The organism is Burkholderia sp. Bp8963 (assembly GCF_003854275.1).
Classification (GTDB): domain Bacteria; phylum Pseudomonadota; class Gammaproteobacteria; order Burkholderiales; family Burkholderiaceae; genus Burkholderia.
The window spans coordinates 56,709-81,198 of sequence record NZ_QTQP01000036.1; the positions used below are offsets into that span (position 1 = coordinate 56,709).

Annotated in this window: 19 protein-coding genes and 3 pseudogenes; 9 read left to right on the forward strand and 13 right to left on the reverse strand. The window is 64.3% G+C overall.

Annotated elements, in window-relative coordinates:
* Positions 1-225: 225 nt before the first annotated feature.
* Positions 226-750, forward strand: a pseudogene (locus DID96_RS26120) (SDR family NAD(P)-dependent oxidoreductase); the annotation flags it as partial.
* Here DID96_RS26120 and DID96_RS26125 read toward each other — a convergent pair.
* The 9 genes and pseudogenes from DID96_RS26125 to DID96_RS26165 form a co-directional block, all read right to left on the reverse strand.
* Positions 747-1,052, reverse strand: a pseudogene (locus DID96_RS26125) (DJ-1/PfpI family protein); the annotation flags it as partial. The pseudogenes DID96_RS26120 and DID96_RS26125 sit on opposite strands and share 4 nt — an antisense overlap.
* Before the next feature lie 17 nt (positions 1,053-1,069).
* Positions 1,070-2,122: an RNA-guided endonuclease TnpB family protein gene (locus DID96_RS26130; protein ID WP_124602134.1), complete on the reverse strand. Its 1,053-nt coding sequence runs from the start codon at positions 2,120-2,122 to the stop codon at positions 1,070-1,072.
* Positions 2,123-2,180: 58 nt separating this feature from the next.
* A complete protein-coding gene (locus tag DID96_RS26135) occupies positions 2,181-2,447 on the reverse strand; it encodes a winged helix-turn-helix domain-containing protein (protein WP_124602158.1) in 267 nt (88 codons plus the stop codon).
* A gap of 68 nt (positions 2,448-2,515) precedes the next feature.
* Entirely contained in the window at positions 2,516-2,941 is a 426-nt protein-coding gene (locus tag DID96_RS26140; RefSeq protein ID WP_124602135.1) for a molybdopterin-binding protein, read from the reverse strand.
* Positions 2,942-3,133: 192 nt separating this feature from the next.
* Positions 3,134-4,633, reverse strand: coding sequence for an efflux transporter outer membrane subunit (locus DID96_RS26145; RefSeq protein ID WP_124602136.1), 1,500 nt, complete (start codon positions 4,631-4,633; stop codon positions 3,134-3,136).
* On the reverse strand, positions 4,630-5,616 hold the full coding sequence (locus tag DID96_RS26150) for an HlyD family secretion protein (protein ID WP_124602137.1): 987 nt from the start codon (positions 5,614-5,616) through the stop codon (positions 4,630-4,632). The genes DID96_RS26145 and DID96_RS26150 overlap by 4 nt, the downstream gene beginning before the upstream one ends.
* Positions 5,617-5,628: 12 nt before the next feature.
* On the reverse strand, positions 5,629-5,841 hold the full coding sequence (locus DID96_RS26155) for a DUF1656 domain-containing protein (RefSeq protein WP_124602138.1): 213 nt from the start codon (positions 5,839-5,841) through the stop codon (positions 5,629-5,631).
* 37 nt (positions 5,842-5,878) lie between these two features.
* Positions 5,879-8,032: an FUSC family protein gene (locus DID96_RS26160; protein ID WP_124602139.1), complete on the reverse strand. Its 2,154-nt coding sequence runs from the start codon at positions 8,030-8,032 to the stop codon at positions 5,879-5,881.
* A complete protein-coding gene (locus DID96_RS26165) occupies positions 8,029-8,508 on the reverse strand; it encodes a MarR family winged helix-turn-helix transcriptional regulator (RefSeq protein WP_124602140.1) in 480 nt (159 codons plus the stop codon). The genes DID96_RS26160 and DID96_RS26165 overlap by 4 nt, the downstream gene beginning before the upstream one ends.
* 491 nt (positions 8,509-8,999) lie before the next feature.
* On the opposite strand from DID96_RS26165, the gene DID96_RS26170 reads away from it, so the two are divergent.
* Positions 9,000-10,184 carry a sugar transporter gene (locus tag DID96_RS26170; protein WP_124602141.1) on the forward strand — a complete coding sequence of 395 codons (1,185 nt, stop codon included), beginning with the start codon at positions 9,000-9,002 and terminating at the stop codon, positions 10,182-10,184.
* A 16-nt stretch (positions 10,185-10,200) separates the two neighbouring features.
* Here the strand turns inward: DID96_RS26170 and DID96_RS39435 are convergent.
* Positions 10,201-10,371: pseudogene (locus DID96_RS39435) on the reverse strand (flavin reductase family protein); the annotation flags it as partial.
* A 36-nt stretch (positions 10,372-10,407) separates the two neighbouring features.
* On the opposite strand from DID96_RS39435, the gene DID96_RS26180 reads away from it, so the two are divergent.
* The 3 genes from DID96_RS26180 to DID96_RS26190 all read left to right on the forward strand — a co-directional run bounded on the left by DID96_RS26180 (position 10,408) and on the right by DID96_RS26190 (position 14,904).
* Positions 10,408-11,301: a LysR family transcriptional regulator gene (locus DID96_RS26180; protein WP_124602142.1), complete on the forward strand. Its 894-nt coding sequence runs from the start codon at positions 10,408-10,410 to the stop codon at positions 11,299-11,301.
* 94 nt (positions 11,302-11,395) lie between these two features.
* Positions 11,396-13,354 carry an aconitase family protein gene (locus DID96_RS26185; RefSeq protein ID WP_124602143.1) on the forward strand — a complete coding sequence of 653 codons (1,959 nt, stop codon included), beginning with the start codon at positions 11,396-11,398 and terminating at the stop codon, positions 13,352-13,354.
* Between the two features lie 107 nt (positions 13,355-13,461).
* A complete protein-coding gene (locus DID96_RS26190; RefSeq protein ID WP_124602144.1) occupies positions 13,462-14,904 on the forward strand; it encodes an MFS transporter in 1,443 nt (480 codons plus the stop codon).
* 56 nt (positions 14,905-14,960) lie between these two features.
* On the opposite strand, the gene DID96_RS26195 is transcribed toward DID96_RS26190, so the two are convergent.
* A complete protein-coding gene (locus tag DID96_RS26195; RefSeq protein ID WP_124602145.1) occupies positions 14,961-16,448 on the reverse strand; it encodes a YncE family protein in 1,488 nt (495 codons plus the stop codon).
* Complete coding sequence (locus DID96_RS26200; RefSeq protein ID WP_124602146.1) at positions 16,448-16,942, reverse strand: DUF305 domain-containing protein; 495 nt, start codon at positions 16,940-16,942, stop codon at positions 16,448-16,450. The genes DID96_RS26195 and DID96_RS26200 overlap by 1 nt, the downstream gene beginning before the upstream one ends.
* Positions 16,943-17,200: 258 nt before the next feature.
* Between DID96_RS26200 and DID96_RS26205 the strand changes: the two genes are divergently transcribed.
* From DID96_RS26205 to DID96_RS26215, 4 genes are all read left to right on the forward strand, one after another.
* Positions 17,201-17,878 (forward strand): response regulator transcription factor, encoded by a 678-nt coding sequence (locus DID96_RS26205; RefSeq protein ID WP_124602147.1) that lies wholly within the window; start codon positions 17,201-17,203, stop codon positions 17,876-17,878.
* Between the two features lie 226 nt (positions 17,879-18,104).
* The gene (locus DID96_RS39075; RefSeq protein ID WP_260464013.1) at positions 18,105-18,233 is read left to right on the forward strand and encodes a hypothetical protein; all 129 of its coding nucleotides are present in this window, start codon (positions 18,105-18,107) and stop codon (positions 18,231-18,233) included.
* A 190-nt stretch (positions 18,234-18,423) separates the two neighbouring features.
* Positions 18,424-18,801, forward strand: a complete 378-nt coding sequence (locus tag DID96_RS26210; protein WP_185732361.1) for a response regulator transcription factor — start codon at positions 18,424-18,426, stop codon at positions 18,799-18,801.
* Positions 18,802-18,913: 112 nt separating this feature from the next.
* On the forward strand, positions 18,914-24,022 hold the full coding sequence (locus DID96_RS26215; protein WP_124602149.1) for an AAA family ATPase: 5,109 nt from the start codon (positions 18,914-18,916) through the stop codon (positions 24,020-24,022).
* Between the two features lie 168 nt (positions 24,023-24,190).
* Here DID96_RS26215 and DID96_RS26220 read toward each other — a convergent pair.
* A partial coding sequence (locus tag DID96_RS26220; protein ID WP_148094515.1) for a zinc ribbon domain-containing protein occupies positions 24,191-24,490 on the reverse strand: 300 nt, incomplete at its 5' end.

Consider the following 24,490-nt stretch of genomic DNA (forward strand, 5'->3'; position numbering starts at 1 on the left):
CGGAGGTGGCAAGGCGATGCCGGGTTTCTCGCTCCGAGCATTGATACGACAACCAGGCTCTCCGCAAAAACGACTGAGTGGCGCTTTTTGAGGGTTATACGACCTTTGAGCCATTCGCTTCACGTTCCATACTTCGTGTGGAAGATCAAGCCGGGAAGAGCGCACAAACGCGATTGCGTTTTGAACTTTTGGCCTGATCAATCACCACGTAGAGAGGAACAAGCGATGAGGCTTAAGAACAAGTCAGCTTTGATCACGGGTGGTACCAGTGGCATCGGTCTTGCAACCGCGAAGCTGTTCATTGCAGAAGGCGCCCGAGTAGCGGTTACGGGGCGCGATGATGCCGTGTTCGAGCGGGTGAAGGCCGAGCTTGGCGAGAATGCGGTCGTTCTCAAGGGCGACGTACGTTCGATCAAGGACATGCGAGCGATTGCCGCTGAGGTAAAGGAGACGTTCGACGGCCTGGATGTCGTGTTCGCCAACGCTGGCTGGGCTTTCCCGTCCCCAGTCAACGACATCGACGACGAACTCTATGGCGAGATCATGGACATCAACGTCAAGGGCGTGGTGTTCACGCTTCAAGCGGTGCTGCCGGACTTGCGAGAGGGCGCCTCAGTCATTCTCAATACATCATTCGTCGCGCAGACCGGCAAGCATGGCATTTCGTTGACTGCGACGGCGACGGCCGCCGTGCGATCGCTTGCCCGCAGTTGGTCCTACGAGTTTCTCGACCGGAAAATCCGCTTGTCGCCCTCGACCCTGGTGCGAGGGAAGCGCGACTGCAATAGAGCAGCGTATCGCCAATGCGTCGTTGCTCTCAAGCCATCCAGCAAGCCGGTTTCCGCAAGCAGAAACGCCTCCGTACACACGCTTGCCACCCGCGAGGCCGTGGCGCCCAATTTCCTGGCAGCGGCGATGTTCTCCGATGTCTGCATCGGATCGATGTCACCGCCCACGAAAACGACAGTGTCAAACGTGCGCCTTCCGACCGGCTTTGTCTCGATCGAAAGGCCGGTATTGCCAGGAACCGGGCCTCCGGACTGCGAGATTACTTGACGTTCTCCGCTGCCTAAAGGGAGCGGATTCCCACGACTGGCGATGCACGTCCGCATCGGAGAATGTTCAACGCAGCGTTGGTATCACGATCATGTTCGACACCACAGTTACTGCAGGTCCATTCCCTTATTCGCAGTCCCGCGATACCTTTCGGCCGCGTCGTGCTGTCTTTCGATCCGCACGACGAACAGGACTGGGTCGAACCGCTTTCGTCCACTTCCACGAACGTGGCTCCGTGCGCCATCGCCTTGTAACGGAGCTTGTCCCGGAAGGACGACCAGGCTGCGTCGTAGACGCTCTTCGCCAGCCTGGTTCTGGCGAGTTTCGCGGCGGACACGTTGCCGACCGCGATGTAATCAAAGCGCCGCACCAGCTCGAGCGCGCGCTTGTGCTGGAAATCGGCGCGGGCATTCGCCACCTTGGCGTGCAGCTTCGCGATATGCCGCTTGTGCTTGCGCGCCCGCTGCGCCTTCGCCAGCTTGTCGGCCGCGAGTCGGCCGAACCGGTCATTCGGCAGCTTCTCGCCGGTCGACAGTGTGGCGAAGTCTTTCAGACCGAGATCGATGCCGACGCCGGAGCGAATCGGGCGCGCCGGAACATCGGGCAGCTCGATCACGATGTTGAGGAACCAGTTGCCGCGCGCGTCTTGCGCAAAATTGGTTCCGTCCTTGATCTTGCCGTCGGGAAGCGGGCGGCTGTTGAAGACGCGGAAGGTGTTGCCGGCGAAGCGGAACGCGTCGCCCTCGCGTTTCAGGTCGCGGCCCTTCAGCGGCACCCAGCCCAGCGATTTCCTGCCGCGATAGCGCAGGTAAGGACGACGGTGCTGGCTGCGCGACTTCGCGTATTGCTCGCAGGTCGCATTGATCGTGCCGGAGTGAATGCCAAGCTCCTTGCTGCTGCCGGTCGTCAGCACATTCAGGTCGAAACCCGTCGGCCACTTTTTGTTCCACTTGAGCGCGTGTTTTTGCGTGTCATTGCAGAAGTTCCAGACGTAGTTCACCGCGCGGCTCTGCTGGTTCAGCAAGCCGTTGAGCGACTTCACGCGATAGCGGTAGACAAGGATCATGCCGGTCATTCTAACGAAGGAATGCCGCCTGTCGGCGGTGCTCCTTTCCTCCTCGCCATCAATGGCGAGGTCTCCCGGAGCAACTGATGATTTCTTCGCCGACCGGCGTCAGCGTACAACCGCCGCCGCTGTGCCCGCCTTGCTCCGATACGGTCGCGGGCGAAGTCAGCGAACGGTTCAGCTCGTCGATCAGCAGCCAGGCCCGACGGTACGACATGCCGAGGCTGCGTGCGGCCGCCGAAATCGAACCGTGCTCGCGCACGGCTTCAAGCAGCGACACCTTGCCGGGCCCGACCGCGACCGTGTCGCCCTTGCGGATGCGCATGCGGAAACTGACCTGGGGGGCGTCGATCGCGGGCCGCGTCGCGGCGGTGGTGGGCTTCGTCACGCTCGTCACTCGACCCCGACGATCACGCTCGACGCCTTGAAGATGGCCGTTGCCGCGTTGCCGCTGGCGAGCCCGAGCCGCTCGACACTGTCGTTGGTCACGATCGCGACGATCTGCGCGCCGCCTGCCGCGGTGATCGCGACTTCCGCGTTGACGGCCCCCTTCGTGACCGACGACACCGTGCCTGCGATGCAGTTGCGGGCCGAAACCTTGCTGCCGTCGACGTCGACCATCACGACGACCGACGACGCCTTGACCAGCGCGAACGCGGCGGAGCCGGTCGCGAGCCCGAGGGACGCGGCGCTGCCGTGCGTGATGATGGCGACGATCTCGAGGCCGTTCTGCGTGCGAAGCGTGACTTCGTCGTTGACGGCGCCGGCCTTGACGGCCGCGACCTGTCCGACGAAATGATTACGGGCGCTGGTTCGCATGTTGAATCTCCGCTGTGGATGCCGCTGCCCGACGGGCAGCGGTGAGTGAATAGAGTGCGTGGGCCAGTTTATCGCCATTGAATGCGGCCGGCCGCATGCGAATGCTATGCCGCGAATCAGGAAATATCCAACGAAATGCGCGGGTCGGAGCAAAGCGACCGTCGTGTATCGATCGCTATGACGCAGTGTCGCTCACTCGTGTGCAGCGGGATTCGTCGCAGCATTCGCCGCCTGCGGCGGCGCGTTCTGCGCGGCCGGCGCCGCATCCGTGTCCCACCCGCCGCCGAGTGCGAGAAACAGCCGCACCTGGTCGGCCGCGACCTGCCCCTCGGCCGCCGCGACCTGCGCGTGCACGCTCGTCAGCGTGCGGGTCGCATCGAGATCGGAGATGAACGATTCGCGGCCGGCCAGGTAAAGCCGGTGCGTTTCGTCAGCCGAATTCCGCGCCGATTCGTAGGCCGTGCGCAGCGCGTCCGTGCGCTGCGTGTCGGCCGCGTAGGTGGCGAGGGCCGACTGCGTTTCGCGCAGCGCGCTCAGCACGACCCCATCGAAATGCGCGAGCGCGCCGCCCGTCGCGGCCTCGGCCTCGCGCACGCGCGCGCGCTGGCCGTTGACCGGGAACGTCCAGCTGATCAGTGGTCCGAACGACCAGCGGTTGGTGGTCGGCGAGAACAGGTCGCCGGCGAGGCCGGTCGTGCCGGCCGATGCGCCGATGCTGATCGACGGGTACAGCGCACCTGTTGCGACGCCGATCCGCGCGGTGGACGCGGCCAGCTGCCGCTCCGCTTCGCGCACGTCGGGGCGGCGGCGCAGCAGCGCGGCGCCGTCGCCGATCGGAATCGGCTGGCGCAACTGCGGCAGGCGCTCGCACGTGGCGACCGCTTTCGGCAGGTCGGCGGGCGCGCGCGCGAGCAGGGCGGCGAGCTGGTATTGCGCGACCTTGCGGCGGCCTTCGAAACGCGGGATGTCGGCGGCGAGCGTGCGTACCTGCGTGACGCCGCGCGTCACGTCGCTCTGGTTGCCGCGCCCCGCGTCGCGCAACCGCTGGGACATCGCGACGCGCTGCTTCTGCAGTGCAAGCGACTCCTTCGCGATCGCCAGCTCGTCGCCGGCCGAGCACGCTTCGACATACGCGCGCACGACGTCCGCGACAACCGTGATGCGGGCGAGGTCACCGGCGGCCCTGGCGGCGTCGCTGTCCGCGCGCGCGGCTTCGACGCCACGCCGCAGCTTGCCGAACAGGTCGAATTCATACGAGACGTTGATGCCGAGCGTGCCTTCGTTCACGACCGGCAGCTTGTTCTCGAGCAGAAATTGCTCGGCCGATTCCTGTGCGCGCTGCACCGCGCCTTCCGCACGGCCGGAGAACCCGCCCTGTGCATTCGCGACGTCGATCGCCGCACGCGAGCGTGCGAGGTTCGCGGCCGCGACGCGCAGGTCGGTGTTCGATTTCAGCGCGCTCTGCACCAGTTCGCTGAGGACCGGGTCGTCGTACAGCTGCCACCAGTTGCCGGGCACGGCGTCGTGCGAAACGAGCGTGCCGTTCGCACCGTCGAGCGCGCCGTTCGCAAGCGGCGCGTTCACGTACGCCTGCTGCGGCAGATGGTAGTCGGGGCCGACCGACTTGCAGGCGCCGAGCGCGAGGGCAAGCGGCGCGAGCGCCGCCGCGAGCCGGATGCCGTGCCGCGTCATTGCGACGCTCCCGCCGCGCTCGCGGCCAATGCCGACGCCGGCTGCGTAGCGGCCGCGCCGCTCGCGGCATTCGGTTTCGTCGTGTTGTCGCGGCGCGCATCCGATGAATGCGGCGAATCCGCCGAGCGCATCGCGACGGTCGCGGTGCGGCCCGCGATCATCCGGAAGTCGTCCGGCACGTCGTCGAGCGCGACGCGCACGGGCACGCGCTGCGCGAGCCGCACCCAGCTGAACGCCGGGTTCACGTTCGGCAGCAGGTTCGCGCCCTGCGTGCGGTCGCGGTCCTCGATCGCGGCGACGATGCTCTGCACGTGTCCGCGCAGCACATGCGGTTCGCCCATCACCGTGATGTCGACGGGCTGGCCGATATGGATGCCGCGCAGCTTGGTTTCCTCGAAATAGCCGTCGACGCGGAACGAATGCTGGTCGACGACCGACAGCACCGCGCGCCCGGCCGGCACGTATTCGCCGACGCGCGGCGCGCGATCGTTCAGGTAGCCGTCGACCGGGCTGACGATCGTCGTGCGCTGCAGGTTCAGCTTCGCGGTGTCGAGCGACACCTGCGCATCCGCGACCGCGGCCTCGCCCTGTTCGACGCGCGTGCGGCTTTCCTCGACCTGCTCGCTCGCGACGAGGTTGCCGAGCTGCAGGTTGCGCGCGTACTCGCGCTTCGCCTGCGCAAGCGTCGCGCGGCGCTGGTCGAGCGTCGCTTCGGCGAGGCGCTCGGCTAGCGTGTAGCGCGCCTGGTCGATCACGAACAGCATCTGGCCGCGCTTCACCGGCTGGTTGTCGACGACGTCCACCGACGTGATCAGGCCCGACACGTCCGGCGCGACCTGGATCACGTCGGCGCGCACGTGCCCGTCGCGCGTCCACGGCGAGAACATGTAGTAGTTGATGATCCGCCACAGCACGAGGCCGGCTACGACGACGACGATCAGGGTGAGCAGGATCTGTCCTGCGGAGAGCCAGGATTTTTTCACGTTCTTTTCACGTTAGGTAGCCACGAGATGGCGGGACACGATCACGACGGCGGCCAGCACGAACACGTAGATGCCGAGGTCGAAGATCGAACGGTGCCAGACGAGGCGATAGAAACCGATGTGCGTGAGGCCGGCGCGGATCACGACGTTGATCAGGTACGCGATCAGCATCAGCACGAGCGGGGCCGGCACGAACACGCCGAAGATGTCGATTTCGCCGATCATGGTCGCGGTTGCAGGAGCGTGGAGGTGGAAAGCGGGTTCATGCGTGCGTGCCTCGCGAGGTCTGCGGCGCCTGGCCGGCCGACGCAGGATACAGCGACAGCCGCAGGCCGACGAGCGCATGCAGCGTGTCGCGCAGCCAGCGGCGCGTCGCGGGCGCGACCGGCTGGGCGTTTGCCGTGGTGTCTGCCGCGCTGTCTGCCGGAGTGTCGGCCCCTTGCGCGACCGGCAGGTTGAGGTCGGCGACCCGGCGCAGCGCATCGTCGATCGTCTCGCGCAGCGCGGGCGGCGCGGGCTGGCGCTCGTTCGCGGCCGCGCAGCGCGTGAAGTGCTCGGTCACGCCGGCCAGCACGCGGTCGATCGCGTCCGGCACGTCGCCGCCGAGCTTGCGGCGCGTGCGGCGCAGGTCGAGCGCGTTCAGCGCGATGCGCAGGTCGCGAAAGCTCTCGATCGACGGATGGCGGTGATCGTCGGACGCGCCGAGGCGCGGCAGCAGATGCGTCACGCGATCGAGCATCCGCGATGCGTGGTTGCGCTGGTCGTCGAGCGGCTGCGTCGACGCGGACCGCGCGACGTCTTCCCAGCCCGAGCGCAACAGGCGCCGCACGGCCAGCTCCGCGCCGAACGGGCGGGTTGCGCGGGTCCACACGAACGCGAACAGCAGCCCGGCGACGCCCGCGAGGTTGCTGTTCAGGAACACGAGGAAATCCGCTTCGTATGCACTCTGGATGCTGATGAACGTGGCCGTGTTGACCGCGACGAGCATGGTCACCATGTTGAACTGCGGGCGCGGCAGCAGCGTGCCGACGAGGATGAACGGCCCGGCGAATATCAGCACGAGCATCTCGAAGTCATGCACATGCGGCAGCACGACGAACAGGTACAGCCCTGCGAACACGACGCTCGCGCAGGTCGATAGGAAGAACCGGAACACCATCGGCGCCGGCTCGTCGAGCGCCGCGAAGAAGCTGCACGCGACGGCGAGGAGCGTGACGGCGCCCGCGCCGTCGTGCCAGCCGGAGCTCACCCACAGCCAGCAGCCGGCCAGGATCGCGCAGACCACCGACAGCGTCGAGAACAGCATCATCCCGCGATCGAAGAACCGCTCGGTGCCGCCGAGCCGCCAGTGCCGGTAGCGCGGCTGCCACACGCCCGACTCGTTCACGATCAGCGCGCGCAGCGAACGGCAGTCCTGCCAGATGTCGATCACCTGGTGCAGCCGCCACAGTGCGTTCGACAGCAGCGCGCCGTCCCAGCTCGCCAGCGCGCTGTCCGGCGGCTGCAGGGCGGCGATGCGTGCGCGCAGCCGGTCCGCGACCGGATCATGGGGCACGTCGCCGGTGCTCGCGGCCTTCACCGTCGGCAACGGCGCGTCGAACCACTTCGCCGCGTCGGCCAGCAGCTCGTCGAGCCCGGCGGGGCGCAGATGCAGGTCGCGCATCAGCGCGAGCAGCGGATCCGCGAGCGACGACATCAGCGGCAGGAACAGCTGCATCCGGCCGGCGAGTGCCTGCGCGCGAGCGAGGATGCGCGGATGCGCGTGGTCGTAGCCGAGCTGGCTGATGAGAAACTCCAGGCCCGTGATCGTCGACGCGAGACGCTGGCGGCACGCGGACAGCGCCTTGCCGGCGATGTGGCCGGACAGCGTTTCGCGGCCGTAGAACGCGGCATCCTTGAACCACCCGTCCGTGCGCTCGATTAATGTTGGCGCGAGCCGGCTCGGGAAGATCGTGCTGCCGACCACGCTCGCGCAGACGATGCCGAGCACGATCTCCTCGGTACGCGCGATCGCGACGTCGAAGATCGTGGTCGGATCGGTGACGGTCGGCAGCGCGATCAGCGGCATCGTGTAGCCGGCGAGCATGAACACGTAGCTGCGCGCGGTGCGGTCGGAGATCGCGAGGTAGAGCAGCGTCCCGCACCACGCGGCGACGATGACGCTGAACAGGAACGGCGTCTCGACGAACGGCGGCACGAACAGGATCGCGGCGGCGGCGCCGAGCGCGGTGCCGAGTGCGCGGTACAGCGCCTTCGAGCGCGTCGCGCCGACGAACGGGTTCGACACGATGTAGACGCTCGCCATCGCCCAGTACGGGCGCGGCAGCTGGAAATACAGCGCGAGGTACAGCGCCAGCATCGACGCCGCGAACGTCTTGACCGAAAACAGCCAGTCGCGAATGCTCGGGTAGCTCATGACGGGCGCCGGAGCGGGTCGGGATGGCGCGCTGCGGCATCGTCCGCGCGGGTTTCGTTGAACGCGTTCAGCACGCGCAGCGCGGCTTCGAGGTCGGCACGCGTCACGCCCTTCAGCACGTGGGCGCGCAGGGTCCGCAGATCGTCCTCCATCATCGCGGTGACCGATCGGCCCGCATCGGTCAGCGAGATCGTTTTCGCGCGGCGGTCGCTCGGATCTTCGTCGCGACGCACGAGGCCGGCCGCGCAGAGCTGGTCGAGCAGCCGCACGAGCGACGGCCCTTCGATGCCGACATGGTCTGCCAGCGTGCCTTGCCGCAAGCCTTCGCCAAGGCGCCCGACCAACAGCAGCGGCGCCGCGCAGGCCTCGGAGACGCCGTACGCGGTCAGCACGGCGTCACTCGTGCGCCGCCACTTGCGGGCGGACAGCACGAGCAGGCTGCTGACGGCGAGGCGGAGGTCGTGCAGGTTTGTCATGGCCGAGATGATAGGGCAAAACAATTCGATAGCAAACTATCGGTTTTTGTCACTTACACGTCATATCGGCGCGCAGGCGCAGGCCGGGATGCAGGCAATTTAGGGGGTGAATCCGGCGTTGGTCAAGACGGGATACGGCGCGGGGCGGCGCGGAGGCGGGGAGACCGGCGCCGGCATGCTCGTCAGGCGCCGTGCCTGTGATGCAGACGGCGAGGGCGCTCGCTGCTGCGTATTCATCTGATGTAACCTGAAGGGGAGCGTGTGGGGCGAGGCTTTCGGCGCCGCACGCGAAGATCGGCGTGCGATGGGCGAACACGTGGACGTATTCGAATCGTCATACGTCTGGTAAACGCGCTTGTTAAACTGATTGGCCGCTTCGCAACGCGGCCCCGGTCACGGTTCTTCCATCGTCCGACGTTCCGGGCGATGACGCGCTCGAAGCAGAAGCGACACGCGATCACAACCCTTATCGATTCTTGCCTGAACCAGGTATGTCAACACCTGAATTGGTCTCTTCCGAACACTCGTGGTGGGGCGTGCTGGCATTGGCCCTTTCCGCCTTCATTTTCAACACCACGGAATTCGTGCCCGTTGCGCTGCTGAGCGCCATCGGCGACAGCCTTCACATGCAGCCGACCGATGTCGGCCTCATGCTGACGATCTATGCGTGGACCGTGGCCGTCGTGTCGCTTCCGTTGACGGTGCTCACCCGTCATGTCGATCGTCGCAAGCTGTTGACGTGGGTGTTTCTGCTGTTCATCGCGAGCCATGTCGTCACCGGCGTCGCGTGGAATTTTCCCGTGCTGATGTTCGGCCGAGCGGGCATTGCATGCGCGCATGCAATCTTCTGGTCGATTTCGATCTCGTTGGCGGTGAGGCTGGCTCCACCGGAAAGGAAGAGCCGGGCGCTCAGTCTGCTTGCAATGGGCACGTCGATTGCGATGGTGGCGGGTATTCCGCTCGGACGCGTGATCGGCGAGGCAGTCGGCTGGCGGGCGGCATTCCTGACGATCGCACTGGTTGCGGCGATCGCGCTGCTGATCCTGCGCGCGACGTTGCCCGCGCTGCCGAGCCACCAAACGGGTTCACTGCGGAGCTTGCCCATCCTGCTCAGGAAGCCGATGCTGGTATCGCTGTACCTGATCACGATCCTCGTCGTATCCGCGCACTTCACGTCGTATACCTACATCGAGCCGTTCGTCCAAAGCGTCAGTCACGCAAGCGGGAGCCGGATCACATTCATCCTGATCCTGTTCGGCAGCGCAGGCATCCCTGCCGCATTCTGCTTCAACCGCATCTACCCGCATCGCCCCGAGCAGTTCCTGCTTGCGTCGGTCATTGCGATTGCCGCTTGCCTGCTGGTTCTCTTCCCTTCCGCGCTGAGCATCGTCACGCTGTCCGTCCACACCGCGATCTGGGGCGGCGCGATCGTCTGCTTCGGTCTCGCGATGCAGGCGTGGGTGCTGCGATTGGCGCCGGACGCGACGGATCTCGCGGTATCGATTTTCTCGGGCCTGTATAACGTCGGCATTGGTGCCGGAGCCCTGCTCGGGAATCACATCGCGGGCGACTTCGGATTGCCCTGGGTCGGCACGTTCGGCGGCGTCGTCGGAGGGCTCGGGGCAGGCATCTGCTGGTTGGCGCTGCGCGCACATCGCGAGGTGGCGATCGCGTAATCGATGCCGGGCTGGTGAGCAGGTCCCGACGAATGTGAACAGCGACGAGTTCGCCCAGCACGAGCCAGGTGGTAATAGGCGTGCCTTTGTGATTGCGAAGCTGGATCACGTCGCTGAGCTTGCATTCGAAGTTGACAGTACTCTCCGCCACGCGCGGAACGGCGACTGGCTGCTTCGACGGGGCCGCACGACAAGCGATGAAAGTCGACAAGGATTCTGACGGATGCGAATCGATCCATATAGCCTGGAGTTGTTCATTTCTGTCGTGCATGAAGGCTCGATTGCTCGGGCAGCCAGCAGCAATCACATTGCCCCTTCCGCACTGAGCAGACGTATTGCGGATCTCGAAGCCGCGATGGGCGTTGCGTTGCTCATACGGTCGCCATCGGGTGTCGAGCTGACGGAAGCGGGCCGCCACGCATTCGCGCGCGCGGTATCGGTACATGACCAGCTGCAATCGCTGGCGCGAGAAGTCCAGTCGCTCAGCGGTCAAGTCGCCGGCGTCGTGCGTCTCTTTGCGAATGCGTCCGCGATCGTCGGTTTTTTGCCCGAGCGGCTGAAAGCCTTTCAGGCGCGATACCCGCTCGTTCGGATCGCGTTGACCGAGCAGATCAGCGACGAGGTTATCCGGGCGTGCATGGATGAGCGGGCGGACGTGGGCATATCGGCGAGCGGCAAGATGCCCGGCGGCCTCGAATCGTGGCACTTCGCCGATGATCCGCTGATGGTCGTGCTGCCCCTCGATCACGAACTTGCCGCACTGGAGGCCGTGACGTTCAGCGACGTCATCCGGTTTCCGCTCGTCGCACTTCAGGCGGGCGGTTCGTTGGACCGGCTCCTCAACGAGCATGCCGATGCGGCTCGAACGCCGCTCAATCTGTCCGTCACCGTCAACAGTTTCGATGCGCAATGCCGGATGGTCGAAGCCGGGCTCGGTATCGGCATTGTCCCCACCAGCGCGGCGTCGGCCTTTGCCGGGTCGCACGCATTCGTGCGCCGGCCGCTCGACGAGACGTGGGCGACCGACCGCAGCCTGCGGGTGCATGCGCTCAGGAAGTCCACGCGTCTCAAGGCCGTGCAGGCCTTGATCGATGCGTTGAAGCAGACCGGGGGTTAACGAGGACATCGCGATTCGCGACGCCCCATTTGCCGATCCAGCACTTCGTTGTCGATGCCGTCGCCGTCTAGATTTCCGTTCAAGGAGAGATCGGATGGCGCAATTGAAATTGAACGGCCGGATCCTGTTTTTATGTCAGGATCCCGACCTGGTCACGCGGCAACTCGACGGAATCGATCTGGCGGACACGGCCGTCGACATGCTGAGAGACGACGTGTCGACGGACGAGATCACGCCGATGCGGGTGCTGACCCGCTTCGACGGTCGCCTGGGCCGCTTCCCTTATCTCGGCTTCAGAACGGGCGGGCGCAACCCGATCGGCCCCGATGCGGTTCGCGCCGGCGGTTTTTGCGTCACGGTCGCGGGGAACCGATACGGAAAGGGATCGTCGCGGGAGCACAGTCCGCTCGCCGAATATCACGCCGGCATCCGGCTGGTGATCGCGAAAAGCTTTGAGCGCATCTATCGTCAGAACGCGGATAGCGTCGGCCTGTTCACGTCGACGGACTTCGGGCTCATCGAGCGAATCCGGCGCGGCGAGCCGATCGGGATCGACGAGCTCGTCGCGTCGCGCGACAGCTTGTCCGCTTCGATCCTGCGCAGCGGCGGCTTGCTGCGCTACGGCGCGCGACATATGACGCAGGTGCGGCCCAACGCGCGACCTGTCGACGATACCCCCCGCACGCTCGCACAAAAAATCCTGGAACGCCACGCGTTGCGCTCGGATGAAACCGGCGAATCGCTTGCGCCCGGCTCTGGTGCGTTCGTTCGCGCGGACTGGCGCTTTATCCACGAGTACTACACGGGCATGGCGACACACATGCTGCATACGGCGTTCGGCAAGCCGTTGTCGTTGCATCGGCCCGAGACCATTGTCGCGTTCGAGGATCACCTCTCCTACTCGCACAAGAGCGCGCTGCATGTCGAAAACGGTCTGCTTCCCGACGTCCGGGAACTGTCGGCCGCTCATCGGCAGTTCGCGCGTGATTACGGGCTGAAGCGTCACGGGTATCTGGACGAGGCCGGCAACGGGTCCGGCGAGGGTTCTGAAGGGATTTCACATGCGATGATGGCCGAGCGGTACGCGTTGCCGGGGCAGCTCATCGTCGGAACGGATTCGCATACGCCGCATAGCGGCGCGCTCGGATGCTTGGCGTTCGGCGTCGGCACGACCGACATGGCCAACGCTTTCGTCACCGGCGCCGTGCGGATGACCGTGCCGCAATCGCTGCGCATCGATTTCAACGGTGCCGTTTCAACCGGCGTCACCGCCAAGGACCTGGTCCTCCACCTTCTCGCGGACCCGAGAATCCGTGCCGGCGCGGGGGTGGGCAAGATCTTCGAGTTTGCAGGTTCGGCGATCGCGTCGCTGACAACCGACGAGCGGACGACGCTGACGAACATGACGGCGGAACTCGGCGGCTTTGCCGGCATCGTCACGCCCGACGACGAAACCGTCCGATTTCTCAAGGAACGGCGAGGAGTCGACTTCGTGATCGAGCCATGGATGCGCAGCGATGAAGGCGCGGCGTACGCCGGGATCATCGACATCGACTGCACGGACATCTCGCCAATGCTCGCCGCCCCCGGCGATCCGGGGAACGGCATTTCTCTGCGCGACCTGGTCGAGCGTCCGCGCATCGACATCGCCTATGGCGGCTCATGCACCGCCGGCAAGCGCGAGGATTTCGACCACTATCATGAAGTGCTCGCGTGGGCGGCGGCACGCGGCATGCGTGTCCCAACCGACGTGAAACTCTACCTTCAGTTCGGTACATCCGACGTCAGGGACTACTGCATGCGACGCGGATATCTCGTCGCATTCGAGCAGGCCGGCGCGATCCTGCTGCAGCCGTCGTGCGGCGCATGCGCGAATTGCGGGCCGGGCGCGTCGGTGGATGCCGGCCAGGTCACCATCAGCGCGATCAACCGCAATTTCCCGGGCCGCTCGGGCCCGGGCCAGGTATGGCTCGCGAGCCCGCCGACCGTCGTGGCCAGCGCGCTCGCCGGCAGGATCGCTTCGTTCGCCGAACTGAAGGAGCAGCGCCGATGACGATCGCGGTCATATCTGGCAACGCGATAGTCCGCGCGATCGAACCTGCGTGAGCGTGACGGGCCGACGAGTTGCAACCGATTCAAACTACGATACAGGAGACAACCATGACCACTCTGGAGGGTACGTCGCAGCTACGCGCCGCCGATCACGCGACGCCGTTCGACAGCGCGACGCAAGCCGACACTCGGCAGATATCGGCGCGTCTCGACAGGCTACCGGCGACGCGCGCAATCTGGAAGCTGATCCTGCTGTTGAGTCTCGGATTCTTCTTCGAGCTGTACGATCTTCTCTTGACGGGCTACGTTGCGCCCGGCCTCGTCAAGAGCGGGATTCTCACGCCGACGACGCCCGGCCTCTTCGGCACGTCGGGTGTCGCGAGCTTCATCGCCGCGCTCTTCTGCGGACTGTTTCTCGGCACCATTGCCTGCGGCTTTCTGGCCGATCGCTTCGGCCGAAGGGCCATTTTCACGTGGTCATTGCTGTGGTACGTCGCCGCAAACACCGTGATGGCGTTCCAGGACACGGCGAGCGGCCTGAATCTCTGGCGCTTCGTGTCCGGCATGGGCATTGGCGTCGAACTGGTCACCATCGGCACCTACATGTCCGAACTCGCGCCGAAGCATCTGCGCGGCCGGGCCTTCGCAATATGCCAGACGATCGGCTTCTCGGCCGTGCCCGTCGTTGCGTTCCTGTCTTATCTGCTGGTGCCCAACGCACCGTTCGGGCTCGACGGATGGCGATGGGTCGTCCTGCTGGGCGGCATCAGCGCGCTCTTCGTCTGGTACTTCCGGCGCAATTTGCCGGAAAGTCCGCGCTGGCTCGCGAGCAAAGGCCGAATCGACGAGGCCGACAGGATTCTTTCCCGCCTCGAGGAAAAGGTCGCGCATCAGCACGGAAAGCCGCTGCCGCGGCCAGGACCGTCCGACCCCGTACCGCAGGACGCGGGATTTGCCGATATGTGGAAATCGCGCTATCGCAAGCGCACGATCATGCTTGTCATCTTCCACATTTTCCAGACGGTCGGATTTTACGGTTTCGCGAACTGGGTGCCGACGCTGCTGGTCAAGCAAGGCATTACGGTCACGCACAGTCTGCTGTATACGACCGTGATTGGGCTGGCCGCTCCGCTCGGACCGTTACTGGGCTACTGGATTGCGGATCGCTTCGAGCGCAAGCACGTGATCGTCTGCATGGCGGCGCTGAATATCGTCGCCGGTCTGCTCTTCAGCCACGCGGCGTCGGCGGTGACGATCGTGACGCTCGGCGTGCTGTTGACGCTGGCCGGCAACATCATCTCGTTTACGTATCACGCGTATCAGCAGGAACTGTATCCGACCGCGATTCGCGCGCGTGCCGTGGGCTTCGTCTATTCGTGGAGCCGACTCTCCGCGGTATTCAGTTCGTTCATGATCGCGTTCACACTCAAGGCGTTCGGCGTGACCGGCGTATTCGTTTTCATCGCGGGCGCGATGACGCTCGTCATCGTCGCAATCGGCCTGATGGGGCCGCGAACGCTCGGTCGGTCGCTCGAGAGCATTTCGTATTGATTTCGCAATGAACGGCCGGCAGCCGCCGGGAAGACCGAGCGGCCGCGGCCGACTGCTTATCTCGACTGCACCTGCACCGCCGGCCCCGGTTTTCCCGACACTTGCGGAGCAATCACGAGATAACGGCGCTTGTCTCCCGCTGCGCCCGCGCCCGGGGAGACCACCTGGCGAATCTGACCCAGCGCATTGACGATGGCGGAGCCGGCGGGATTGGTCATGAAATTCGCCAGCGCTTCCACCTTGCCGCTGCCGTCGGGGTTCTCGGCGAGGCCCAGCACGTAAGGCTGCTTCGGCTGCAGGCCCGTGACCGACGCCTGCAGCACCTGCACGAGCCCCTGCTCGAACAATGCGACGGTGGTGGGCGCGCTCGCGCCATCGGCCGGCTTGCCGGATCCGACGGCCACCAGTGCCAGGTGAACGCTCTGCCCGGCCAGGCCGAGCGGTTGCGTGTTCTCTTTGCCGTCGCCTTGCGGCACCGCATTCGGCACATACGTGACGGCTTGCGGTGCCTGGCCGATCGGAACCGTCGCGATCACCTTGTTGCTCATCGTGTCGATGGCGGTCATCGCATCGGCGTTTTCGAGACCCACGTAGATGCGACTGCCATCGCCCGACGGCCACAGCCCATGCGGCAGGTTGCCGACAGGAATCGTCGCGACCTGCGAGAAGTCGTCGGTACGGAACACCTTGACCTGGTTCAGGCCGCCGACCGTCACATAAGCGAACATCCCTTTGGCGTTGTGCACGATGTTCACGTGGTTCGTGATCGGTCCGGTGTCGAGCGTCGTGACGAGCGCGAACGGCGGCCGCGCGTCGAACACCTGGACCTTGCCCACGTCCTTGAGCGTGAACCAGACCTGCTTGCCGTCCGGGGTGGCGGCCAGGTCAGGGCAGAAGGGGCTGGCCTGCTTGACCGCGCCGACGATCGTGTGGTCGGCCACCGAGATCACCTCCGTCTCGGGGTTGAACGACGAACAGACGTAGCCGTACTTGCCGTCCGGCGAGAAGATCTGCATGCCCGGGCCAGCCGGCACGGTGATGCGCGTTTTCTCTTCATACGTGGTTCCATCGAGCACGGCGATGTAGTTCTCGCCGCGCACGGTCACCCAGACTTCCTTGCCGTCGGGGGTAAAGAACGCCTCGTGAGGCGAGCGGCCCACGTAGGTGATGTGCTTGACGGCGTTGGTCTGCGTATCGATGAACGCAACCGAGTTCGAGCCGATGGACACCACGGCTATCGTGCGATGGTCAGGCGAATAGCCCATGCCGTGCACGAGCAACTGGCCTTTGTACAGCGGGCTGAAGTTGCCAGGCGTTGGATCTCCGAGGCGAATCAGACCCACCAGTTTGTTGTCGGCCGGATCGATCACGGAGACCGTGTTCGAGAATTGCTCGGCGGCATAGACACGGTCGTGATGGCTGACCGGCGTGTCGGGATCGGAAATCGAACCGGGCGCCTGGCCTGCCCATGCGAACGGCACGGCGGCCAATGCGGCCAAAGCGGCAGCAGCGAGCGCCGTGGCGAAGATGGACGTGGGTTTCATCAAGGCTCCTGTTGCGTTTGGCGCGGCGCGATCATCTGCATGCCGTGGTGGGACATCGGGCGTGCGGGGTCGGCAGGCGGCGACGCCGGTGTTTGCTGGTCGGGAGCGGGCGCCGACGGCGGCAGGGGCTGGCCGAGCGCAACGTGCATCGCGGTGATTTCCTGCTGCTGTTCGACGACGATTTCCTGTGCGATACGGCGCAATTGCTCGTTGTGTCCGTAACGCAGTTCGGCCCGTGCCATGTCGATGGCGCCCTGATGGTGCGGCACCATCATCGCGACGAAATCACGATCGACGTCGCCGGTCGGCTTGATGGACATGTCATCCATCATCTTCGTCATCGCGACGTCGTTTTCCTGTAGAAAGGGCGTCTCGTCGGTGCTCGCGGTCTGCGGTGCCGCAGTCGACGCGGGCGACACGGCCAGGCCCGACATCATGACAACGATGGCCGCACCCAGAATTGTTGCAGGGGAATGACGATCAGGGAAACGCATGGCGGTCCTCTCTCCCGGTTGCTTGCAGCAGGTCTCGTTGGAGTGAACACGACGATGATTAGCGCTCAGACTACCCGGACGGCAATAGGAAGAACACCGCAGCCAGGTATTAATCGCTATGTCACGCCGGATCGGTTCTGGCCACGAGAAGCGAAAGGAGATGCCCTGACCCGGTTCATCCAGCGGATTCGGCGTAGTGCATGCTCGAGAGCCAGGCGTTAGACTTGATCACCCAGCGCGATTGTCCCAGGGGGTCGTATGGATGTCGTCAAACCAGCCATTGATTCGCGCGAATCCGGTGCGAACCCTCCGGAATCGATCGTGTACATCGTCGACGACGAAGACGCGGTGCGCAGGGGACTGAGCGGGCTGCTTCAATCTGTCGGCCTGTCCGTGGAAGCATTCGCTTCGTCGCGGGAATTCATGGCGTCCCCGAAGCGGAATGCGCCGAGCTGCCTGATCCTCGATGTCAGATTGCGCGGCGAAAATGGTCTGGAGTTTCAGGCCGCGATGGCCCGCAGCGGCTTGCAAATGCCCGTTGTGTTCGTCACCGGCCACGGTGATATCGAAATGTCCGTGAAGGCAATGAAGGCGGGCGCCATGGACTTCCTGACCAAGCCGTTCCGCGAGCAGGACGTGCTCGACGCGGTATCGCACGCGCTGGAGAAGGATCGGGAACGGCTGCACGCCGAGCGGGCCGTCTGCTCGCTGCGTGCAGCGTACGAAAGCCTGACGCCACGCGAGCGGGAAGTGGTCGGCTTCGTGCTCGCAGGTCTCCTGAACAAGCAGATTGCTGCGGAAATGAGCGTGAGCGAAGTCACCGTAAAAATGCATCGCGGACAGGCCATGAAAAAATTGTCTGTGCGTTCGGTTGCCGAGCTGGTCGGCAAGCTGCGGTCGCTGGGCATTGCGCCGCATACAAAAAACGGCTCGTAATCCAGGCGGAAGCGTCGCAACGCTTGCATCCAGCCCGGGTCGCGATTCACGCCCATACCTGCGTATGGGTCGCCCACGCGAATGCACGAGCGTTCCCACTCGTTCGTAGAATGGTTTTACGTCTCCAGCGCACGTAAATTGATTGCATGGCGAAGGCCGGGCGCAGTCGTTCGTGATTCAGGGCCAGTCCGGTCACGTTGCGACAAGGCGGTTCACGGAGACGACGATGTTCGACGCGTTGCACCACTGGATTTACATCGGCAGCAATGCCTATGACGAATACACGTTCGTACCGTGGCTCGGAAAGAACGTGTATCGGCGGACCGTCGATCTGAGTCGAATCTGCCTCATGTGACCCGCAAAAGCGCGTGATGCCGTGCCCAAGCCGCGCCGGAAATGGACTGACAATGGACTGACTAAAGGCTGGCCCACCCCATACCTTCGTATTCTTCCTGAACGGGTTTCCGAGGGCTAGGCTATCACCAGGATCGTGGCGTTTTGCCGATTCAGGGCAAGATCAACGATCCAAATTGTCCGAGATTCGCGTGCACATCGAACCAAACAAGATTATCGCCGTCGTGGACGATGACTCAGCGGTCAGGGTAGCGATCGCGGGTCTGCTGAATTCGATGGGCTGGGATGTGCGTCTGTTCGCCTCCGGCTTCGACTTCTTGCGGTCGAACATGATCGGCGACGTGGCGTGCCTGATTACCGATGTCAGGATGCCGAATGTAACCGGCACGGAGTTGCACGACCGAATCGTCAAGCAGGGTTACGCCGTGCCCACTATCTTCATCACCGCATTCCCGACGCCCGATCTCAGCGCGAAACTGAACCAGGACGGCGTCGTCGCGATCTTTGAAAAACCGGTCGACGCAAACGAGCTGGCGCATTGCATCGATCAGATTCTGGGCGAGCCGTAGCGAACGGAGATGGGCCAGTGTTCGAGATACCGGCAGGTACGGGCCGCGCACGCCTCGGCGAGACCATCGACATCGCGTTGCCGCAGGCCGTCAGTCAGCCGTTGCAAAAGCAATGACGACACTATCGACATACCGATTTTCGCGGATGCGCACAGGCGCCATCGAGCTTTACCGCGGGACGGACGACGCCGACGGAACCCTGCTGATGGCGGTGCCGTCATCCGACGAGCTCTCCGCGGACGTCGAGTCACGGCTCCAGCACGAATATGCGCTGAGGGATGAGCTCGACGCGCGATGGGCAGTCGTGCCGTTCGAGTTGACTTATCAAAACGGCAAGCGTGCGCTGCTGCTGCGCGATACGGGCGGGGCGCTGCTGCGCGATCTTTGCGGCACGCCAATGGACACCGGAAAATTCCTGGTGCTGGCCGCCGCGCTCACGCAAGCCGTCAAGGACGCGCACGCGAGAGGACTGATTCACGCCGGCATCAGCCCCGACAACGTGCTGGTGAACCCGGAAAGCGGCGAGGCGAGACTGACGGGATTTGGCGGCGCCGTGCGCCTGGACGGCAACGCGCCCGGGATGCGCGTGACGGATGTCGAGCCCGAACGTTTTCCGTACATGGCGCCCGAGCAGGCAGGCAGCGGCAAGCGGCCGGTGGATGCGCGATCGGATCTGTATTCGCTCGGGTGCACGTTCTACGAAATGTTGACCGGCGTGCCGCCGTTGACGGCTGCCGATCCGATGGGGTGGGTACATGCGCACGCGGCCCGCTTGCCCCAGCCGCCGGGGGAGCGGGTTGCCGGAATCCCCGATCAGATCTCCGCGATCGTGATGAAGCTGCTCGCCAAGGCGCCCGAGTCGCGCTACAAGACGGCGGCAGGCCTGCTGGCAGATGTCGGGCAGTGTCTGACGATGTTCCGTTGCGACAGTCGAATCCAGCGGTTCGTCCTGGACAGGCTCGACATCTCGGGCCGCATAAGATCATCCGAAGCGTTGTACGGGAGGGACAAGGAAATTGCCGAGTTGCGTGCCGCGTTCGAAACGGTCGCGGCTTGCGGGCCTGCGAAGTTCCTGTTCGTTTCAGGGCACGCGGGAGTCGGCAAGTCGTCGCTGGTGCGCGCGTTCCGCAATCGACTCACCGGCCACCCCCATCTCTACTCGTCAGGAAAATGCGAGCCGTCGAAAGACGCGATGCCTTACGCGAGCTTTCTGCAAGCGTTGCGCGGCCTGATCAAATCGATCCTCGGCCTGGACGAAGCCGAATTCGCGGGATGGCGCGCACGGCTGCAAGCCGCGCTGGGTGCGAACGGGGGGCTTCTCACTGCCGTGCTTCCCGAGCTGGAGTGGATTGTCGGCGTGCAGCCGCCCATTGTGCGCGTCGATGGGTATGCCGAGAGAACGCGCTTTCTGCAGGTCGCAGGCAATCTCGTCAACGCGTTCGCGACGACGGAAAACCCGCTCGTTCTTTTCCTGGACGACCTTCAATGGGTAGACAGCGGAACGCTCGACCTGCTCGGGCATTTGATGACCCTGCCGGCCTTGCAGGGGTTGCTCGTGATCGGCGCGTTCAGGAGCGGCGAGGTGTCGGCGTCGCATGCCCTTCAACGTGTGCTGAGCCCACAGGCCGTCCACCCTGAAGTCATTGCGCTTCAGCCGTTGGCGGAGGAATACGTTGGAGAACTGCTGTCCGACGCCCTGTGCAGTTCTCGAGATCATGTCGCACCGTTGGCCGGCCTCGTTCACGAAAGAACGTGCGGGAACCCGTTCTTCGCGACCCAGTTCGTCATCGCACTGGTCGACGAAGACCTGGTTTCGTTCAATCACGACCGGTCCGAATGGATCTGGGATACCTCGCGAATTCAGGCAAAGGCTTACACCGATAACGTTGTCGATCTGCTGCTTCAGAAGTTGCGCACGCTTTCGGCTCCGGCACTTTCGATGGTGAAGAAACTTGCGTGCGTGGGCAATGGCGCAACGCGTCGAAAGCTCGCTGTCGCCGCTGGAATGCCGGAAGACATCGTCCACGACGTGATGGCGGAAACGCTTGCAACCGGTCTCGTTCACCAGGTTGGCGACACCTACTCGTTTGGCCATGACCGCGTTCAGGAGGCCGCTTACGCGGCGATCCCGAGCGCGGAACGTTGCGCGATGCACCTCGATATCGGCAGACGTCTTGCGGCGGATCCGGTCGCATGGGGGGACAGCGATTCCGTCTTCGAAATCGCGAGCCAGATCGAACGGGGCGCGTCACTGGTTACGAGCCGCGCCGAGCGCGAACAGTTTGCGGCGCTCAATCTCGCGGCGGGCAAAAAGGCCCAATCTTCCGCGGCATATGCGCTTGCGCTCGGGTACCTTGCTGCCGCCTCCAGGCTGCTGGGTGTCGAAACGCAGAGTGCCCTTGCTCACGAGATCGAGCTGCATCGCGCGGAGTGCGAATTCGTGACAGGCGCGATCGCCGAGGCTCAAGCGCGCCTTTCCGCCCTGGCGACACGCGATATCGATCTGGCGAGCAGAGCGGAGGTCGCCCGGCTGAGCGCCGCGCTGTATACGACGCTGGATCAGGTCGACGTTGCCGTGTCCGTCGCAACCGACTTCCTGCGGCGGTGTGGTATCGATGTTCCCCTGCGTCCCACGAATGCGGAGATCGGGCTCGAATGCCGGCGGCTGACGGAGCTGCTCGACGGACGCGCCATCGCCGACCTCGTGGAGGGTCCCCTCCTGGACGATCCCGTGTGGCGGGGGGCGCTCGATGTACTCGCGGATCTGGTTCCGCCCGCGCTCTTCACGGATGCGAACCTGCTCGATCTGATTCTGCTCAAGATGGCCAATCTGAGCATCGAGCATGGCCATGCCGACGCGTCTTGCTACGCCTATGTCTGCATGATGATCATTTATGGGCCGCGTTTCGGGGACTACCAGACAGGGCTCGAGTTTGGCGAACTCGCGATGCGCCTCATCGACGAAAAAGGGCTCACCCGCCTGAAGGCGCGCGTGCACATGTGCTTTGGCCTGCTGGTGCTGCCGTGGACCCGGCGTATTGCTGCCGCGCAGGCAATCCTCAGGCATACATCTCAAGCGGCGCTCGATAGCGGCGACATCACGTTTGCCGTCTACTCGCGAAGAAACCTTGTCTCGACCCTGCTCTTTTCCGGCGAACCGCTGGGCGAGGTCAAAAAGATCGCGGAAGATGCGCTCGCATTCGCGCGTGCGGCAAATTTCGGCATTGTGATCGATGCGGTGCGGGCTCAGCTCATGTTGGTCGACGCGTTACATCGGCCGGCGCATGGTCACCCGAGCGCGAGCACGTGCGAAGAGGACCCGATCAACGAAAGGCATTGGGGCGGCCCGCCGGCGCGGCCGATTGCAGATTTTGCCTACTGGACACACAGGATCCAGATCGGTTTTCTCGCGGGCGATTGGGCGGCTGCCCTCGAAGCCGAACAATTTGCGGCACCGATGTTGTGGTCGTCCCGCAGTTTTGTCGAGTCGGCCGAATATCATTTTTATGGGGCGCTGGCGCGCGCGGCGGCTTGTCGACACGCCGCGGGCAGTGAGCTTGACGGTCACATGGCGGCATTGCGTGCGCACCATGCGAAAGTGGAAGGCTGGGCGCAGGCCTGTTGCGAAAATTTTGCGGGGCGTTGCGCGCTGATTCGTGCCGAGATGGCCAGGGTCTCCGGTAACGAGATCGAAGCGGAGCGATCCTACGACGCTGCGATTCGCGACGCACGTGTGCAAGGATTCCCCCAGATCGAGGCCATCGCAAATGAACTCGCCGCGCGGTTCCATGGTGAGCGCGGGCTCGAAACGATTGCGGAGAGCTACATGCGCAACGCACATCAGGCCTATCTACGCTGGGGCGCCAACGTCAAGGCGGAAGCGCTCCATACGTCCGAGCCGCCGGTCAGAGAAACCGGTGCGACGGGTACGGCAGCCGGAACGCTGGCGCATCAAATCGACGTCGGGGCGGTGGTCGGCGCCGCTCGCGCGCTGTCGAGCGAGATCGTCCTGGAGCGACTGATCGAAGTTCTGCTCCGTACCGTCCTCGAGTACGCGGGCGCGCAGCGATGTGTGCTTGCACTCTGCAGCCACGAGGCGTTGCACATCGAAGCGCAAGCGAGTGTCGAAGGCGCGACTGTCAGCGTCGCGCTTGGCAGGACGCCGCTTGCGGACGCACAGGTACCGATTCAACTGCTGCAGACCGTGTTGCGAACGCGCAGTCGCATTGCGCTGGACGATGCCATTCAAGACGACACGTTTTCCCGCGACCCATATGTTCAGGAGAACCGGCCGCGCTCCGTGCTGTGCATGCCGCTCGTGAAGCAGGCCGAAATCGTCGGGCTTCTCTATATGGAAAACAATCTGGCGACCGGGTTCTTCACATCCGAACGGGAGACGGTGACCGAAGTCCTTGCTGCACAGGCGGCGATTTCGATCGAGAATGCGCGGCTCTATGCGCAGCTCGTCGAGGAGAGCCGTCAACGCGAACGCGCTGAAAATTCGCTGCGACATAGGGAAGCGGATCTGGCACGCGTGACGCGGCTGACGACGATGGGCGAACTCGTCGCGTCGATCATGCATGAAGTCAAGCAACCGCTCGCTGCGATCAATGCATCCGGCGCGGCCGCGCTGCGCTGGCTGGACCGGGAGCGGCCGGCAGTCGGCCAAGCACGTGAAATGCTGGAATTGGTCGTGTCCGAGAGCGTGAGGGCAGGGGAGGTGATCCGCGGCATTCATACACTCGCGAAGAAGGCCGAGCCTGAAATTGCGACGTTCGATATCAATGAAGCAATTCGGGAAGTGCTCCTGCTGACCAGGGATCGGCTCGAGGACAGACAGATCGCACTCGCCGCAGACGCACTCGACAGACGCGTTCTCGTCAGAGGCGATCGCGTCCAGTTGCAGCAGGTCGTGCTGAATCTGGTGATCAACGCGGTCGATGCAATGGCGGAAATCACCGTGCGCGAGAGGCGGCTGTTCGTCACGGTGGACGCACGTACGGCCGGCCGGGTGGACGTTGCCGTCGAGGACACGGGCCCCGGGCTGGATCCGGCCATCGCGGACCGGGTCTTCGAGTCGTTCGTGACGACCAAGCCGAGTGGAATGGGGTTGGGGCTGTCGATCTGCCGTTCGATTGTCGAGGCTCACGGCGGGACCCTGACTGCGTCGCCCCGCACGCCCTTTGGCACGACGTTCCGGTTCAACGTGCCGGCACCCTGAGCGCGCCTACATACTTTCGTATGGCTTCTCTTCTACCCATTCACGTGCTGGCGATCCGAGCGCCCAATAGTGCGGCGGGTCGCGATGCACTATCGTAAGCGCATCGGCGACACCGCCCTGCGAGGGGCGATTCGGGCCGCGCTCCAGGTAATTGACGTCCTCCGCTGCCTAAAGGGAGCGGATTCCCACGACTGGCGATGCACGTCCGCATCGGAGAATGTTCAACGCAGCGTTGGTATCACGATCATGTTCGACACCACAGTTACTGCAGGTCCACTCTCTTACTCGCAGTCCCGCGATACCTTTCGGCCGCGTCGTGCTGTCTTTCGATCCACACGACGAACAGGACTGGGTCGAACCGCTTTCGTCCACTTCCACGAACGTGGCTCCGTGCGCCATCGCCTTGTAACGGAGCTTGTCCCGGAAGGACGACCAGGCTGCGTCGTAGACGCTCTTCGCCAGCCTGGT